Annotated in this window: 15 protein-coding genes; 3 read left to right on the top strand and 12 right to left on the bottom strand. The window is 71.9% G+C overall.

Annotated features, from left to right (window positions below):
- Positions 1-345 precede the first annotated feature (345 nt).
- Positions 346-516 carry a hypothetical protein gene (locus AB0J90_RS31635; RefSeq protein ID WP_363602176.1) on the bottom strand — a complete coding sequence of 57 codons (171 nt, stop codon included), beginning with the start codon at positions 514-516 and terminating at the stop codon, positions 346-348.
- Between the two features lie 17 nt (positions 517-533).
- Here AB0J90_RS31635 and AB0J90_RS31630 point away from each other — a divergent pair, with 17 nt between their 5' ends.
- The gene (locus AB0J90_RS31630; RefSeq protein ID WP_363602173.1) at positions 534-1,244 is read left to right on the top strand and encodes a hypothetical protein; all 711 of its coding nucleotides are present in this window, start codon (positions 534-536) and stop codon (positions 1,242-1,244) included.
- Positions 1,245-1,262: 18 nt separating this feature from the next.
- Here the strand turns inward: AB0J90_RS31630 and AB0J90_RS31625 are convergent, their stop codons facing one another.
- The 5 genes from AB0J90_RS31625 to AB0J90_RS31605 all read right to left on the bottom strand — a co-directional run bounded on the left by AB0J90_RS31625 (position 1,263) and on the right by AB0J90_RS31605 (position 6,211).
- Positions 1,263-1,925, bottom strand: coding sequence for a hypothetical protein (locus tag AB0J90_RS31625; RefSeq protein ID WP_363602171.1), 663 nt, complete (start codon positions 1,923-1,925; stop codon positions 1,263-1,265).
- A 3-nt stretch (positions 1,926-1,928) separates the two neighbouring features.
- Positions 1,929-2,306 carry a PadR family transcriptional regulator gene (locus AB0J90_RS31620; protein ID WP_363602169.1) on the bottom strand — a complete coding sequence of 126 codons (378 nt, stop codon included), beginning with the start codon at positions 2,304-2,306 and terminating at the stop codon, positions 1,929-1,931.
- An 83-nt stretch (positions 2,307-2,389) separates the two neighbouring features.
- Positions 2,390-2,872, bottom strand: a complete 483-nt coding sequence (locus AB0J90_RS31615) for a hypothetical protein (RefSeq protein ID WP_363602167.1) — start codon at positions 2,870-2,872, stop codon at positions 2,390-2,392.
- A gap of 20 nt (positions 2,873-2,892) precedes the next feature.
- Positions 2,893-4,620 carry a RyR domain-containing protein gene (locus AB0J90_RS31610; RefSeq protein WP_363602165.1) on the bottom strand — a complete coding sequence of 576 codons (1,728 nt, stop codon included), beginning with the start codon at positions 4,618-4,620 and terminating at the stop codon, positions 2,893-2,895.
- A gap of 91 nt (positions 4,621-4,711) precedes the next feature.
- The gene (locus tag AB0J90_RS31605; protein ID WP_363602163.1) at positions 4,712-6,211 is read right to left on the bottom strand and encodes an aminopeptidase P family protein; all 1,500 of its coding nucleotides are present in this window, start codon (positions 6,209-6,211) and stop codon (positions 4,712-4,714) included.
- Positions 6,212-6,322: 111 nt separating this feature from the next.
- Between AB0J90_RS31605 and asnB the strand changes: the two genes are divergently transcribed.
- Positions 6,323-8,284 (top strand): asparagine synthase (glutamine-hydrolyzing), encoded by a 1,962-nt coding sequence (gene asnB, locus AB0J90_RS31600; protein ID WP_363602161.1) that lies wholly within the window; start codon positions 6,323-6,325, stop codon positions 8,282-8,284.
- Positions 8,285-8,386: 102 nt separating this feature from the next.
- On the opposite strand, the gene AB0J90_RS31595 is transcribed toward asnB, so the two are convergent.
- Positions 8,387-9,478, bottom strand: a complete 1,092-nt coding sequence (locus AB0J90_RS31595) for a lytic polysaccharide monooxygenase (RefSeq protein WP_363602247.1) — start codon at positions 9,476-9,478, stop codon at positions 8,387-8,389.
- A 448-nt stretch (positions 9,479-9,926) separates the two neighbouring features.
- On the opposite strand from AB0J90_RS31595, the gene AB0J90_RS31590 reads away from it, so the two are divergent.
- On the top strand, positions 9,927-10,865 hold the full coding sequence (locus AB0J90_RS31590) for a carbohydrate kinase (protein ID WP_363602160.1): 939 nt from the start codon (positions 9,927-9,929) through the stop codon (positions 10,863-10,865).
- 28 nt (positions 10,866-10,893) lie between these two features.
- Here the strand turns inward: AB0J90_RS31590 and AB0J90_RS31585 are convergent, their stop codons facing one another.
- From AB0J90_RS31585 to AB0J90_RS31565, 5 genes are all read right to left on the bottom strand, one after another.
- Entirely contained in the window at positions 10,894-11,724 is an 831-nt protein-coding gene (locus AB0J90_RS31585) for an MBL fold metallo-hydrolase (protein ID WP_363602157.1), read from the bottom strand.
- Positions 11,721-12,125, bottom strand: a complete 405-nt coding sequence (locus AB0J90_RS31580) for a hotdog domain-containing protein (protein ID WP_363602155.1) — start codon at positions 12,123-12,125, stop codon at positions 11,721-11,723. Before AB0J90_RS31580 ends, AB0J90_RS31585 begins: the two co-directional genes overlap by 4 nt.
- Positions 12,126-12,260: 135 nt before the next feature.
- Entirely contained in the window at positions 12,261-13,595 is a 1,335-nt protein-coding gene (locus tag AB0J90_RS31575; RefSeq protein WP_363602244.1) for a PH domain-containing protein, read from the bottom strand.
- 119 nt (positions 13,596-13,714) lie between these two features.
- Positions 13,715-14,194: a PH domain-containing protein gene (locus AB0J90_RS31570; protein ID WP_363602242.1), complete on the bottom strand. Its 480-nt coding sequence runs from the start codon at positions 14,192-14,194 to the stop codon at positions 13,715-13,717.
- 154 nt (positions 14,195-14,348) lie between these two features.
- Positions 14,349-14,555 carry a hypothetical protein gene (locus AB0J90_RS31565; protein WP_326563242.1) on the bottom strand — a complete coding sequence of 69 codons (207 nt, stop codon included), beginning with the start codon at positions 14,553-14,555 and terminating at the stop codon, positions 14,349-14,351.
- Positions 14,556-14,892 lie beyond the last annotated feature (337 nt).

Raw genomic sequence — 14,892 nt, 5'->3', positions numbered from 1 at the left:
GCCGGTGGGGGCTGGTCGGACGTGCTCGGGGATGTAACCGATCCGGCCCGTCGTGCATTCCGGGGATGCGTCACCCGGGGGCCGGTCACGGAGGCGACCCGCTCGGGGTGCTCCGGTGTTCAGGGGGATGTAACCGGTCCGGCCCGTCAATCATTCCCGGGGGCCTTGGCCGCCGCGGGCCGGTCCAGGAGATCACCCGGTCGGGGTGCTCCGGCGTACGTGTGTATAACCGATCCGGGGGCCCCGGCATTCCGGGAGCTGGCCGCCCGGACCAGTTGATCAAGCAAATCCGGGTCCCGAGCCGGGGAGGTGCTGGGACATATCCGACATCCGGTCGGATACCCCTCAGTGTTCCTTGGCTCCCAGGGCGTTCGCCTCCGCGTGCCGGTCACGCAGCCGGGTCCGGATCTGGTCCGGCGTGTACGCCCGGCGACGACGCTCCGCCCGGGCGATCACCACCCCGGTGGCCGCCACACCCACGACGCTTGCCAGGCCAACTATCTTCCACCAGCGCATCCGCCTAGGGTAGTCGAGTGGTCGATACGAGCATCAGCCTCGATGAGGCCGTCGACGTGACCCGTACCGGGGATCTGTGGGTGTTCCGGGGACGGAGCATGCCGGACCGGGCCATCCAGCTCACCACGAACAGTCCGGTCAACCACGTCGGCATGGCCGTGGTGCTGGACGACCTGCCCCCGCTGATGTGGCACGCCGAACTGGGTCGGTCGTTACCGGACATGTGGTCGGGCACCCACCAGCGCGGCGTCCAGCTGCACAACCTCCGCGACGCCGTCTGTGTCTGGGCGAACCGGTACGGACAACGCGCCTGGCTACGCCAACTGGAGCCGCCCGCCGGCCGCGAACACGAGGACGCGGTGCTGCGTACGATCGCCCGGCTCGACGGCACGCCCTTCCCCTCCACCGCCCGGATGGCCTGGCGCTGGCTGCGTGGGCGGGTGCCCGATGTGCGCCGGACCGGGCTGTTCGGTGCCGGTGCGCGTGACGGGGCACCCGAGGCGATCGAGCAGGCCGGGTCGGCTGACGCACGTCGCCGGGAAAGTGAGCTGGAGACCGCTTACTGCGCCGAAGTGGTGGCCGTGACGTACGAGGAGATGGGTCTGCTGCCGACCGGCCGGCGGCCGAACTGGTACGACCCCGGCCGTTTCTGGAGCGGCGACGACCTCGTCCTCGCCAACGGCTCCCGACTCGGCACGGAGATCACCGTCGAGATCCCGCCCCGCTGACGATCCGGCGGTTGCCCGTCAGGAGACGGCCGGCACGGTGTGGTCGCGCAGCGACAGCCGGCGGGCCAGCACGGTGGCGCCGACCAGTGCAGCCGCGACCAGTGCGATCTCGGTCGCCACGACCGGCGGCGCGAAGCTGTAGTCGGTGAGCCGGGCGAATCCCATGGTGACCGGGGTGACCGCCACGCCGGCCACCGGCAACAGCAGGCCCATCAACGCGATCGTGCGTCCGATTCGGGGTACGTCACGCAGGTGGACGCGGACGGCGACCAGGGCGCCGCCGACCACGATCGCGGCCGGTCCGCCGTAGTAGACCAGCACCGCGAGGACGATCGGCACGTCGAAGCCGGGCGGCAGGTCGAACAGGGACACGAAGGTCGAGTAGACCGAGGACATGACGAGGTAGCCGAGCGTCGCACCCAGCACGGCGCCGGTCAGCATGGTGAGCAGCAGGCGCGGGTACTCGCGCGGGACGCGGGCGACGCCCGACTCGTCGGCGAGCCGCCGGGCGAAACCGCGGATGTTACCCCCGAGCAATTGCTCGGGGGTAACGCCGTCCGCCGCTGCCGCTTCCAGGTCGAGCCGGAGGTCGGCGACGAGCGCGGCGCGGTCGCGGTGCTGGATGCCGAGGAGGCGCCATTCGTTGTCGGCGATCTCGAGTGCGGTGTCGATGGGGTCCACGGGTCAGCTCCTCGGGCCGGACGGAGTGGAATCGGTGAGTGTCGCGTTGACGATGCCGACGAAGTCCGTCCACTGACGACTCCAGGTACGCAGCCTGTCCCGACCCGCGTCGGTGAGCGCGTACACCTTGCGCGGTGGCCCGCTCGGGCTGGCCTGCAACTCGTCCGCGACCAGGCCGAGGCGGCGCATCCGGGTCAGCAGCGGGTAGATCGTGCCGTAGCCCACCGCGTCGAAGCCGGCGGCCTCGACCCGACGAACCAGTTCGTAGCCGTGGGCCGGCTCCTTGGCGAGCAGGGCGAGCAGGCACATGTCCAGGGAGCCGCGGAGCAGTTGGGTCTGCCGCTCGTTGTCCTGGCCGGTGTCCTGCCCGTCTACTACCATGCGAGACATAATAGCGCCGCTATTAGGTGTCGTCCAATAGTTCGCCGGAATCGCCGCTCTGGATCTGTCCAGGGGCAGGACGGTCAGCCGCGCCGGGCGCCGTCGGGCCAGAGCACCGTCACCGGCAGCCCACGCTCCCGGGCGGCGCGTACCACGTCGGCGGTGTCACCGATGTGGACCGAGGGTCGCCCGTCCCAGACCGCGAACAGCAGCTCACACCGGTTCAGCAGCTCCACGCTCGCGGCCATGTACGCCTGCCGGTCCGACCGGTCGTACGGCATGTAGTCCACCCGTACGGCCCGTTCCAGCAGCTCGTCGAAGCTGGCCCGGTTCTCCCGCTCGACCGCGCACTGCCGGTAGTCGGCGGCCGGGATCACCGCCTCGTAGGTCCCGTCCAGCGCCAGGATCTCCCGCGCGAACAGTTGGTCGGCGCCGTTGGCCAGACAGGTGATCCCGTGCAGCCCCGGCCCGGCGTACGGCCGCAGATGCTCGGCGAGACACGCGGCGACCAGTTCGGCGGTGCCGTTGGCGAGGATGACATGACCGGTGACCCCGATCCGCGGCATGGCACACCGTCCGTTCATCGTCACGCCTGCCGCAGCCGGACGATCCGGAACCCGGCGTCGGCCAGGATGGTGGGCATCGCCGCGATTACGTCGTGATTACGTTCGCGCATCTCCGTACTGAGCTTTTCCCAGGCGACCAGCGCCGGATGCAGCCGTCGGTCGTCGTCGCGCGGCTCACCGTACCGCCAGCCTGCGGCGATACGCTCCGCCACCCAGCGCCGATGCTCCAGCACCGCCAGCCGGGTGATGTCCGGCTCGGTCAGGGTGTACTCCTCGCCCGGCCCCACCCGGGGGGACAGGACACACCCCAACTCGCGCAGCTTGCTACCGAAGTCCTCCGCCTGGGCCCGGTTGGCGATCCGCAGCGTCTCCGTCAACGACTCCCACGCCACCAGCGTCGGGGCGTTCTCGGGCCGCTCACCGCGCCGGAGCCGGGCGGCGACGTAGCTCTCGTGGATCACCCGGGCGAGATCGTCCCCGATCAGCTCCGGGTCGCAGGCGGCCCGGACCACGCCGTACAGGCGCAGGGTGCCGGACAGGTCGTCGAGCAGCCGCTCGCCCGAACCGCCGAACGCCTCCCGGAGACTGGCCAGCCGGTCCAGCCGCACCACCACCGACCCTGGTGCGCCGTGCCACAACTGCTCGGCGGTCAGCGCCGTCTTGAGCGCCCGCTGCTCGTCGTCGTAGCAGATGAACACCCGGTCGGGTGGCATCGGGAGCCCTCCGTCGGCGAGGAGTTCGGTCAGCCCCCCGTCGTACGCGGTGATCCGGCAGGCCCGGGACAGGAACGGGAAGCGCTCGGTGAGTTCGTCGCGGGCCCGCCCAGCCTCCTCGTCGACCAGCGCGACCGGCACCGGCCGGTCGTCGCGCGGGTCGCGCAGCCGCCACCGCCGGGCCAGTTCCACCAGTACGGCGCGGCCGAAGTTGGTCGCGCCGACCACCACCACCCGTGGCGGTTCACCGTCGACCGGCACCGGCGGCTCCTGGCTGAGCAGCTTGCGGGCGGCCAGGTCGTCGATGTGGAAGAAGTCCACCCGGGCGCCGGGCTGGCCCGCCAACCCGAGATGCCGGGCCTGTAGGGCGAGGCAGAGTTCCGGGTCGGCGACCTCGGCGTAGACGGAGAGCGGGCTGCGTCGGCCGTACCGGCCGTGCCGGGCGGCGGCGAGCGCGATCGCGGTGTTCGCCGCGCTGTCGTCGGTGCAGGCGTACAGGGCGCGGGCCCGTCCGACCCCGGCCGCCCCCAGCACGTCGGGGTCCCGTGCCGCCCTGGCCACCCGGCGGGTGTCGGGTTCGGTGGCCACCGCACCCGAGGGGACCGACACCACCCGGTCGCCGCCGGCCCGCAGCCGCCGGGCGAGGGTGTTGGCGATCAGGCCGTCACCGCAGACGATCACGTGGTTGCGGGCCTGGCGGACCCGCAGCCGCCGCAGTTCGGTCTGGAAGACCAGCCGGCCGGCCTCGATGAAGGCGTAGACGGTGACGGCCGGGGCACTGAACCGGGCGATGTTCAGCAGCGGTGGGAACGGCCCGCCGTCGTCCAGCGGCGGTGAGCCGAGTACGAACAGTTGCAGGTCGTAGTAGAGCAGGTCGGACGGATGCGCGGGTGCGGGCGGCTTGAGGTTGAGGAAGTGCTCCTGCAGACCCAGGTAGCCGCAGACGAAGGAGGCCACCCCGATCAGGGCGAAGAGCACCCGCAGCACGTCCATGGTCGGGGCGCGCGGGGGTTCGCCGAGGCTCCTGCCGGGCACGACGCCTCCCGTGGGGGATCGGGCATGAACGCAGCGTCATCGTACCGTTGCGGCTCGACCCCACGGAAGATCATCAAGCGGCGGGAACCCGTCAGCCGGGCAGCCGGTGACCCGCCTCGCGCTGCGCGGCCAGCCAGGTCTCCACCTCGTCGGCCCGTCGCGGCAGACCGGCCGACAGGTTCACCGCTCCGGCCGGGGTCACCAGTACGTCGTCCTCGATCCGGATGCCGATCCCGCGCAGCTCCGCCGGGACCAGCTCGTCCTCGGGCTGGAAGTAGAGACCCGGCTCGACGGTCAGCACGTAGCCCTCGCCGAGAGCGCCGTCGCGGTACGTCTGCTTGCGGGCGTTCGAGCAGTCGTGCACGTCGATGCCGAGCATGTGCCCGAAGCCGTGCAGCGTCCAGCGCCGGTAGACCGTCGAGGTCTCGTCCATCGCCTCGTCCACGCTCACCGGCAGCAGCCCCAGCTCGGACAGGCCCTCGGCGAGCACCCGCATGCAGGTGCGGTGTACGTCCTTGAAGCTCACGCCCGGCCGGATGAACTCGATTCCGGCCTGCTGCGAGGCGTACACGATGTCGTAGACCTGGCGCTGCAACGGCGTGAAGGTGCCCGAAACCGGCAGCACCCGGGTGACGTCGGCGGTGTAGAGGTTGCGCCCCTCCACCCCCATGTCCATCAGCAGCAGCTTGCCCGGCTGGGTGACGCCGGTGTTGCGGACCCAGTGCAGGATCGTCGCGTGCTCGGCCGACCCGACGATCGAGCTGTAACCCACGTCGTTGCCGTCGTGCCGGGCCCGCAGCGCGAAGATCCCCTCCAGCAGCCGTTCGGTCACCGGCCGGTCCGCCGGCAGCACCCGGGCGACGTCCTCGAAGCCGCGTACGGTCGCGTCGATGGCGTCCTGGAGCTGGGCGATCTCCCACTCGTCCTTGACCAGCTTCAACTCGCTGATCACCGCCGCCAGTTCCCGGTCCCGGCCGAGCTGCGCCGTCGCCTGGTCACCAGTCGGTGCCGGCGGGTCGTACGGGCGCACGGCGGCGTCGACCGAGCTGTCCAGCCCGCGCAGCACCCGGGTACGCCCCGGCGCGCAGTCGGCCAGCGCGGCGGCCAGGTCGGTCAGGGGAGCCGTCTCGACCCCCAACTCGGTCGACTTCTCGGCCAGGGTGTGCCGGCGACCCACCCACAGCTCGCCGTTGCGGCTGCGGAAGAACTCGTCGGTCTCCTTGGAGTTGCGCGGCTGGGTGTAGAGGGTGGCGTCGTGGCCGGACCCGTTCGGGCGCAGCACCAGCACGTCGTCCGGGTCGTGGTCACCGGTCAGGTACGCGAAGTCGCTGCCCGGCCGGAACGGGTGGTCGGTGTCGTTGGCCCGTACCTTCTCGGTGCCGGTCGGGATGATCAACGTCTCGCCGGCGAACGCGGCCGAGAGGGCGGCCCGCCGCTTGGCGTAGTTCGGCACCTCGGGGCGGGGGCTCACGGAGAGGGCGGAATCGCGCCAGCCCTCGCGCATGAACGCGAGGAACTTCTCCGGGTAGTCGGGATCGTGCGACTCGATGCGCGCGGTCTCCGCCGTGTCCTCGTTCCGCTCGTCGCTCATGTCCCGCTCCTCCCAGGCAGATCCATCCCCAAGACGGTACCGCGCAAGCGCGCCCCAGATCTCCCAGCGGTGCCGGCACGCGCGCCCGAGCCGCGTGGAAAGATGACCGCCATGTGCGGACTCCTGGCCTTTTTCAGCGCGCGCGGCGACGCCAGCGCGCACCGAGACGCCCTTGCCGGCGCATTGGAATGCCTGCACCACCGGGGACCGGACGAGACCGGGGTGGAAGTCATCGCCGACCCGTCCGGTACGCGGGCGGACGCGGTCTTCGCGCACAAGCGGCTGTCGATCATCGACGTGGCGCTCAGCCACGAACCGCTGCCGTACGCCGACGGCCGCTACCTGCTGACCTTCAACGGCGAGATCTACAACTACCTGGAGCTGCGCGAGGAGCTGGCCCGGGACTTCGGCGCCCAGTTCGCCACCCAGGGCGACGGCGAGGTGATCGTCGCCGGTTTCCACTACTGGGGCGAGCAGGTGCTCAACCGGTTGCGTGGCATGTTCGCGTTCGTGATCTGGGACCGGCAGGAGCGGCGGGCTTTCGGCGCCCGGGACTACTTCGGCATCAAGCCGCTGCACTACCTGGAGACCAACGACGGGGTCTACCTCGCCTCGGAGAAGAAGGCGCTGCTCCCGTTCGCGCCCGCGGCGCACGCCGGTGACGCCGGGGTGGACGCGGCGAACCTGTCGCACTACCTGACCCTGCAGTACGTCCCCGAGCCGGGCACGCTGCACCACGGGATCCGCCGGATCGGGTCGGGGGAGTACCTGACCTGGATGCCGGGCGGCCGGATCGACGTGCGCCGGTGGTACCGGCCGGTGTTCCGGCCCGCCCCGGTCGACGACCAGCAGCGACTCTACGACCAGATCCGGGAGACGCTGCGCGAGAGCGTACGGATGCACATGCGGGCCGACGTGCCGGTCGGCTCGTTCCTGTCCAGCGGGATCGACTCCACCGCGGTGGTCGCCCTGGCCCGGGAGTTCAACCCGAACATCCTGACCTTCACCGTCGGCTACGACGTGCCCGGCTACTCCGAGATCGACGTGGCCCAGGAGTCGGCCCGGCACCTCGAGGTGACCACGATCCCGACCAAGATCGGGCCGCAGGACATGATCGACGCCCTGCCGAAGATCATCTGGCACCTGGACGACCCGGTCGCCGACCCGGCGCTGGTGCCGCTCTACTTCGTCGCCAAGAAGGCCGCCGAGCACGTCACGGTGGTGCTCTCCGGCGAGGGCGCGGACGAGTTCTTCGGCGGCTACACCATCTACCGCGAGCCGCTCTCGCTCGGCGCGGTCAACGGCCTGCCCGGCGGCATGCAGAAGGGCCTGCGCGCGGTCTCCAAGGCGATCCCGCAGGGGGTCAAGGGCAAGAGCTTCCTGGAACGCGGCACCACCCCGATCGAGGAGCGCTACTACGGCAACGCGCGGATGTTCACCGAGGAGGAGAAGCAGAAGCTGATGCGCCGCTACGACCCGAGCGTGCGCTACACCGACGTGACCGCCCCGATCTACGCCGAGGCCACCGAACTCGACGACGTGACCAAGATGCAGTACATCGACCTCTACACCTGGCTGCGCGGCGACATCCTGGTCAAGGCCGACCGGATCTCGATGGCGCACTCGCTGGAGGTACGGGTGCCGTTCCTGGACCGGGAGGTGTTCGACGTCGCCGCCGGCATCCCGGTGGACCTGAAGCTGCCGCCCCGCTCCGACGCCACCAAGTACGCCATGCGCCAGGCCCTGCGCAACGTGGTGCCACCGGCCATCGTCAACCGACGCAAGCTCGGCTTCCCGACCCCGACCCGGGTCTGGTTGCGGGGCGAGATGTACGAGTGGGCTCGCCACATCCTGTCCACCTCCGGCGCGGGCGACCTGCTCGACCTGTCGTACGCGATGCGGCTGCTCGAGGAGCACAAGCGCGAGGAGGCCGACCACTCGCGCAAGGTGTGGACCGTACTGATCTTCTGCATCTGGCACGCGATCTTCGTCGAGCGCTCGCTCGACCCGGGCATCCAGCGCAACCAGTCGGCCCTGCTCACCAAGCCGGTGGTCGGCTCGATGGTGGCCTGACCCAGGCGAGCGAACACCACCGCAGGCACCGCCCCGGCGGTGACGAGCACGGACCGGGCCCGGCGCTGATCGCGTCGGGCCCGGCCGCTCCGTGGGGAGGAGTTACGGGCTGCTACAGCTCACCGTCGGTGCGGTGTTGGTGGCCCCGGCACTGCCGGTGAAACCGAACGTGGCGGTGCCGTTCGCGGCCAGGTAGCCGTTGTGCCCGGCATTACGTACGGTGACGGCCGATCCGCTCTGGGTGTAGGTCCCGTTCCAGAGACTGCCGATCGTCTGACCGTTCGCCCAGGTCCAGCGGGTGGTCCAGCCACTCAGTGCCGAGCTGCCGGTGTTGCGTACCGTGACCTCGCCCTGGAAGCCTCCGGACCAGCTCCCGGTCACCCGGTAGGTGGCCGAGCAGCCGGCGGTGCCCGGCGGCGGGGTCGTCGGGTTCGGCGGCGGCGTCGTGGGGTTCGGCGGCGGGGTGGTCGGGTTCGGCGGGGGCGTGGTCGGGTTCGGCGGCGGGGTGGTCGGGTTCGGCGGGTTGGAACCGCCCGGTCCGACCCCGGTGACCTCGCCGTTGCCGCCGTCGAAGACCACGTCCGAGCAGCCGAAGAAGTTCTCCTGGCTGTCCGAGCGCACCCAGCGGGAGTAGATGATGTGCCGGCCGCTCTTGCCGGTCGGCAGTTGCCCGCTGAAGTAGTAGTGCCCCTCGTTGGTGCCGACCCCACCGCTCTGCGGCGGGTTGGTCACCGTCAGGAACGGCTCCTCCAGGTCACTCCAGGCCAGCGCGCGGGTCGGGCTCCAACTGTTCTTCGTCACGTAGAAGTAGAAGGTGCCCGGGTGGTGGGCCCAGTTGCTGTACTTGAAGTTGAAGTTGCCACCAGCGGTCAGGTGGGTCAGCGGCCAGTCGTTGCGGGCCAGGTTGTAACCGCTGAAGCTGGCGTTGCCGCCACTGCACAGCTGCCCGTCCGAGACGAAACCGGTGGTCCGGCCGCCCGCGTCGGAGCGCAGCACGCTGAACCAGTTGTAGAGCGAGTTGGCCCCGCTCTGGTTGACCGCGGCCGCGCAGGCCGGGTTGTTGGGCTGGATGTCGCCGCGCGGGCTGAGCCCGTCCTTCCAGCACAGGAAGGTACGACTGCCGGGTGCCATGGCGGCACCATGGGCGAACGCCGCGGTGGGCGTCACCACCGTGACGATGCCGGCGGTGAGCATGGCCGCGGCGGCGAACACCGCGACTCTGCGGAAGGGTTTCACCGAGTACTCCTTAACTTCGGGCTAGAGCCGCAGGCGGGTGGGTACGCCGGTACTGCGGACAACCAGCGGGTCCCGCGGGGTGCGGGCACCCGGGTCGGACCGCTGGTCGTGGTGTCGTGCAAGCCGCTCGCGATGGTGGCGGTGATGGGAGAAGACGCGGCGGGCAGGCGGCGACACGAGACCCGGTCCGATCACGGACGGGTGTGCTGCTCGCGCGGCCCCCTGGCGGCATCCGGCACGGCGCGTTAGCCCCCGCGCTGTCCCGGTACGCGCCAGTGCATCACGGATCCGTACCCGATGCAATAGGTGGGCATCGATCGGAGTGCGCCCCACCGGACGCCGTCGACCCGGCCCGGCCCCGACCCGGCATGCTGTTCGGGCAGGATCTCGACGGCAGGAGGAAACCATGGGGTACGCGGTGGTGCTCGGCGAAGCGCTCGTCGACCTCCTCGAAGGGCAGGCAGACGGTGAACCGGTCTACCGCCAGGCGATCGGCGGCGCCCCGTTGAACGTCGCGGTCGGGGTCGCCCGGCTCGGCGCCCCGGTGGAGTTCGTCGGCTCGGTCGGCGACGACGTACTCGCCGGACGGATCCGGGACTTCCTGCGCGACTGCGGTGTGGGGCAGCGCGGGGTGGTGACCGTACCGGTGCCGACCACGCTCGCCGTGGCCACCTTCGCCGGGGCCGAACCAGACTTCCGCTTCTACGGCGAACCGCCCTCGTACGGCCTGCTGGCGGCCGGTGCGCTCGATCCGGCCCTGATCGGCGAGGCGGGGGTGCTCTACTGCGGCTCGATCGCCCTGCTCCGTACGCCGGTGCTGGCCGCCGCCCGGCGGGCCTGGTCGCTCACCACCGGACGGCGGGTCTTCGACCCGAACGTACGGCCCCGGCTGATGCCCGACGAGGGCGCGCTGGACGATTTCCGGGCCGTGGTGGCCGAGTTCGCCGGCACCGCCGACCTGGTGAAACTCAGCGCCGTCGACGCCGAACTGCTCTATCCCGGCGAGCCGCTGGACCGGGTCGCGGCGCGGCTGCGCGCGCTCGGCGCCCCTGCCGTGGTGATCACTCGAGGACCGGCAGGGGCGTTGGTGTCCGCCGGGGCGGCACCGGAACCGGTGGCGGTGCCCGCACCGGTGGTACGCGCCGTCGACGCCACCGGGGCCGGTGACTCGGTGATGGCCGCCCTCGTCGCCGACCTGCTGCTGACCGGCCCGCCCGCACCGGACGGCTGGCCGGCCCGGGTCGCGTACGCGCTGCGGGTCGCCGGGCTGGTCTGCGAGGCGCCGGGCGGGGCGGTCGCGATGCCGACCCGGGAGCAGGTGGCCGCCCGGTTCCCGACCGGGTGACCCGGATCGGCGACGGTCGGCGGGCCGATCAGGTGTCGCCGGAGAGTTCCGCGTAGCCGAGCCGGATCGCCGGCATGGTCACCGTCGGGGTGAACGGCGCCCGGGCTGCGACCCGCTCGGCGGGAGCGCCGTCGGCGTGCCCGTCGCGGATCAGCCAGGCCAGGGTGGCGAGCTGCTCGTGCTGGGCGCGTACGCCGTCGATGCCGAGGATGGCGCCGTGGCCCGGCACGACCATGGTGCGTCGGGTGGCCAGGCGCAGCAGCTCGGCTACCGTCTCCGGCCACTCCAGCGGGTAGCTGTCGTCGAACGACGGCGGGCCGCTCTCCTCGACCAGGTCACCGGCGACCAGCAGGTCGGCGTCGGGCACGTGCACCACCAGGTCGCCGTCGGTGTGCCCGCGTCCGAGGTGGCGCAGGACCACCGTACGGCCGCCGATGTCCAGGGTGGACTCCAGGTGCACCGGGTGGCTGGGCGCGAGGATCGTGGTCCGGGACAGCTCGGCGGCGAGCACCGGTTCGGTTTCGCGCATCTCGTCGTACGCCTGCTGTCGCACCAGCTCGGGATGGTCCCGCAGCCGGGCCGCGGCGGCCTGGTGGGCGTAGATCGGCCGGGCCGGCTCGCCGGCCAGCGTGGCATTGCCGAAGCAGTGGTCGAAGTGGTGATGGGTGTTCACCAACGTCCACGGGTACGGGGTGATCGTGCGCGCCGCGGCGGCCAGCTCACCGGCCTGGGTCGCGTTGGACAGCGTGTCGACCAGCAGGGCCTCGCCGTCACCGACGACCAGGGTCACGTTGACCTCGAGTGCGGGATGGCGCAGCAGGTAGACCCGCTCGCCGATCTCCTCGAATTCGATAGTCATGGTGTGCGCGACGCCCTTTCCACGAACCGGAGCCGGTCGACCAGCGCCCGCTCGACCCGGCCCTTCGCCACGGTCGCCGAGCCGTCGGTCACGCTCACGTCGAAGTGCAGCCGCCGGCCGCTCACCTCGGTCAACCAGGCCTGGGCGACAACCGTACGGCCGACCGGGGTGGGCACCGTGTGGTCCAGTTCCACCCGCAGACCCACGGTGGTCATGCCGGGCAGCATCCGGGTGGCGGTGGCCGCCACCGTGGCCGCCTCGGCCAGCGCCAGCACCCTCGGGGTGCCGAGCACCGGCACGTCACCGGAGCCGACCGCCAGCGCGGTGTCGGTGTCGCTGACGACGAGTTCCACCCGGGCGGTCAGACCGGGCTCGAAGCCGGGATCCGGCGGTTGTTCCATGGGTGCAGCTTAGGCCGTGGCCCGCGGTCGGATGATCGGCATGGCCCGCCGTGTCCCGGCGTCGGTCGCGGTAGCACGGCAGGCTGTGTCCTGCCGCCGGACGAGCGGCTCAGGACGCCGGTTCGGGCACGTCGCTCAGCCGGCGCCGCGGGCGGCTCGCGCCCGGGCGGTGAGTTCCGCGGCCAGTGCCCACGCCTCGCCCAGATCCCGGTCGAGGGCCGCGGCACCCGCCCCACCGGCGGTGTCGGCGTGTACGGTCGCCAACCGCAGCCGCCGCTGCACCGGCCCCTGCACGACCCGCACGCTCTGGATCCGCGCGTACGGCACCACGACGAGTTGGCGGGTCAACAGCCCGCTGCGGACCGCGAACACCCGCTCGGTCAGCCCGGCGCCGAGCACCGGCTGCGCCAGCGGATGCACCCAGCGGGCCCGCCGGGGCGGCGGCGGCAACGGCACGGTGAGATCCACACCCGGCAGCACCTCCGTCATGATCCTCTGTCCGGTCCGCAGGTCACCCACTGGCAGCAACTGGTCCGCGCGCTGGTTCGCGTCCGCCTCGACGGAGAAACCGGCCACCTCCAGCCGCAACCGCAGCCAGCCCTTCATCCGCCAGAGCAGCGGCCAGGTCGCACCGACCGCCTGCAACCGGTCCAGCGGTACGGTCTGCGCCCGGGTCTCCAGCAGGCCGTGCCGTACGCGCAGGCCGGCGTCGTCGCGGGCGAGCTGGAAACTCCAGTCGGCGAGCACCCGGCGCAGCGGTTGCAACAGCACCCCGGCCATCGCGGTCAGGGTGCTGGCCACCGCGATGAACGACCAGGACCCCTCGTTCAGGAACTGGATCACGACGAACGCCACCCCGAACGGGAGCAGCAGCGCCTGCGGGGTGAGGAGCTGGCTGATCAGCAGGTCCCGGTTGGCCACCGAGTGCAGGTGCCGGCGGGGCACCTCGACCGGAGCCGCCGGCTCGACCCGCTCGACACCCTCGACACCCGGCCGGGCCGGTGCGGGCGTACGGGCGGCGAGGCCGAGCAGCCGTTCCCGCAGCGCGACCGCGTCGGCCACCGCGACGTACGCCAGCGGCGCCTCGGTCTTGCCGCCGCCGACCACCTCCAGACGCAGTTCGGCCAGGCCGCTGAGCTGTGCGAGCAGGGGACGGACCACCTCGACGGACTGGAGCCGCTCCAGCGGGATCGCCCGGGTACGCCGCCACAGCAGCCCCTCGTGGATCCGCAGCTCCCGGCCGACCACGTGGTAACCCGTGTTGTACCAGCTCACCAGGGAGAGCACGACGGCGCCGAGCAGCAGCACCGCCACCATGCCGGCGTACCAGCCGAGCCCGACCCGGCCCAGGGTCTGCCAGGAGAGCGCGGCGACGATCACCACCAGGGAGTTGGCGCCGTGCAGCAGCGGACTCAGTGGATGCAGCCGCTGCCGGGGCTCGGCCGCCTGTTCGGCTGCCTGTCCAGGCACGGCCTGTTCGGCTGCCGCATGCCCGGTCGCCGGGCGCGGCTCGGTGCCGTGGGCTCCGCTCGGCGGTGGGTCGGTCGGGGGTGGCTGGGTGAGCGGCGGTCCGGGTACCGGCGGCTCGGTCACAGGCCCTCCGCGCGGTCTTCGCCGAGCGCGGTGAGCCGGTCGCGCAGCCGGGACGCCTCGGCCGGGCGCAGCCCCGGCACCCGGGCGTCACTCGCCGCCGCGGCGGTGTGCAACTGCACGGTGGCCAGGTCGAAGGCGCGCTCCAGCGGGCCGGCGCTGACGTCGACGAACTGCATCCGGGCGTACGGCACGATCGACAACCGGCGGACCAGCAGACCGTGCCGGACCAGCAGGTCGTGGTCGCGCTCGGCGTACCCCCAGGCGCGTACGGCCCGGACGATGGCAACGGCCCGCCAGCCGGTGAGCAGTGCGGCCAGGCCCAGGGCGAGCCCGAAGAGCCAGTGGCCGGTCAGTGCCCAGCCGACGGCGAGTCCGGCGAGCACCACCACCATGCCGGCGGCCAGCCGCAGCAGCTCGACCCAGATCAGGTCACCGGAGACCGGCTGCCACCGTACGGTCTCCGGCCACGGCTCCAGCGGACTGGTCGGACCGGCTGACGGACCTGGCTGGTCCGGTCCGGCCGGACGCGGCGCCGGGCCGGGTCCGCCCGGGTGGCTCACCGGGTCACCCGACGGTGCCGGTGACCGCCGCTGGCCGAGGCGCGGCGCCGGAGGAGATCGTTTCGCTGGCTCACGGTTCGAGCGTAGGCGATGGGTCCACCGGTGCCACCTCACGCAGGAATCCGCGCGCGCCAAGGAAGTCACCGAGACTCTGTCGATGATCGGCACAGGCGAGCCAGGTCTTGCGTCGCTGCGCGTCGTGCAGCCGGGGGTTGTTCCAGCGCAGGGCCCAGATCGCCGTCGCCCGGCAGCCCTTCGCCGAGCAGACCGGGATCATCGGAGGCGGCTCGGAGTCGGTCACCCGGCGAGTGTACGGAGGCGGTGCGCGCTGACGACGGCGTGAAGTGCCGGTCGCGGCGTGCTGTGTCGAAGAAGACGGCCCGGACCTGACACGGGCAATGCGCGTGCCGCGGGCATTAAGATCGCCGGGCGACCACGGGGGGAGCCGCCCGGCGACGGCTGAATCGTACACGTCGACCGCCCGGTCCTGTCTACCCGCGCGCGACGTTTCGTGTCCCGCCGACGGGTGGGACCGCCGCAGCGCGACAGCGGCGTGGGCTCGGCGACGACCGGCGCGCGATAAAACGTCTTCTCGCCACCCGGTCACTCAGCCG

This window comes from Micromonospora sp. NPDC049523, from assembly GCF_040676775.1.
GTDB lineage: Bacteria > Actinomycetota > Actinomycetes > Mycobacteriales > Micromonosporaceae > Micromonospora_G.
The sequence above is the reverse complement of the archived record's forward strand: the minus strand, read 5'-3'. Positions and strand labels throughout refer to the sequence as shown.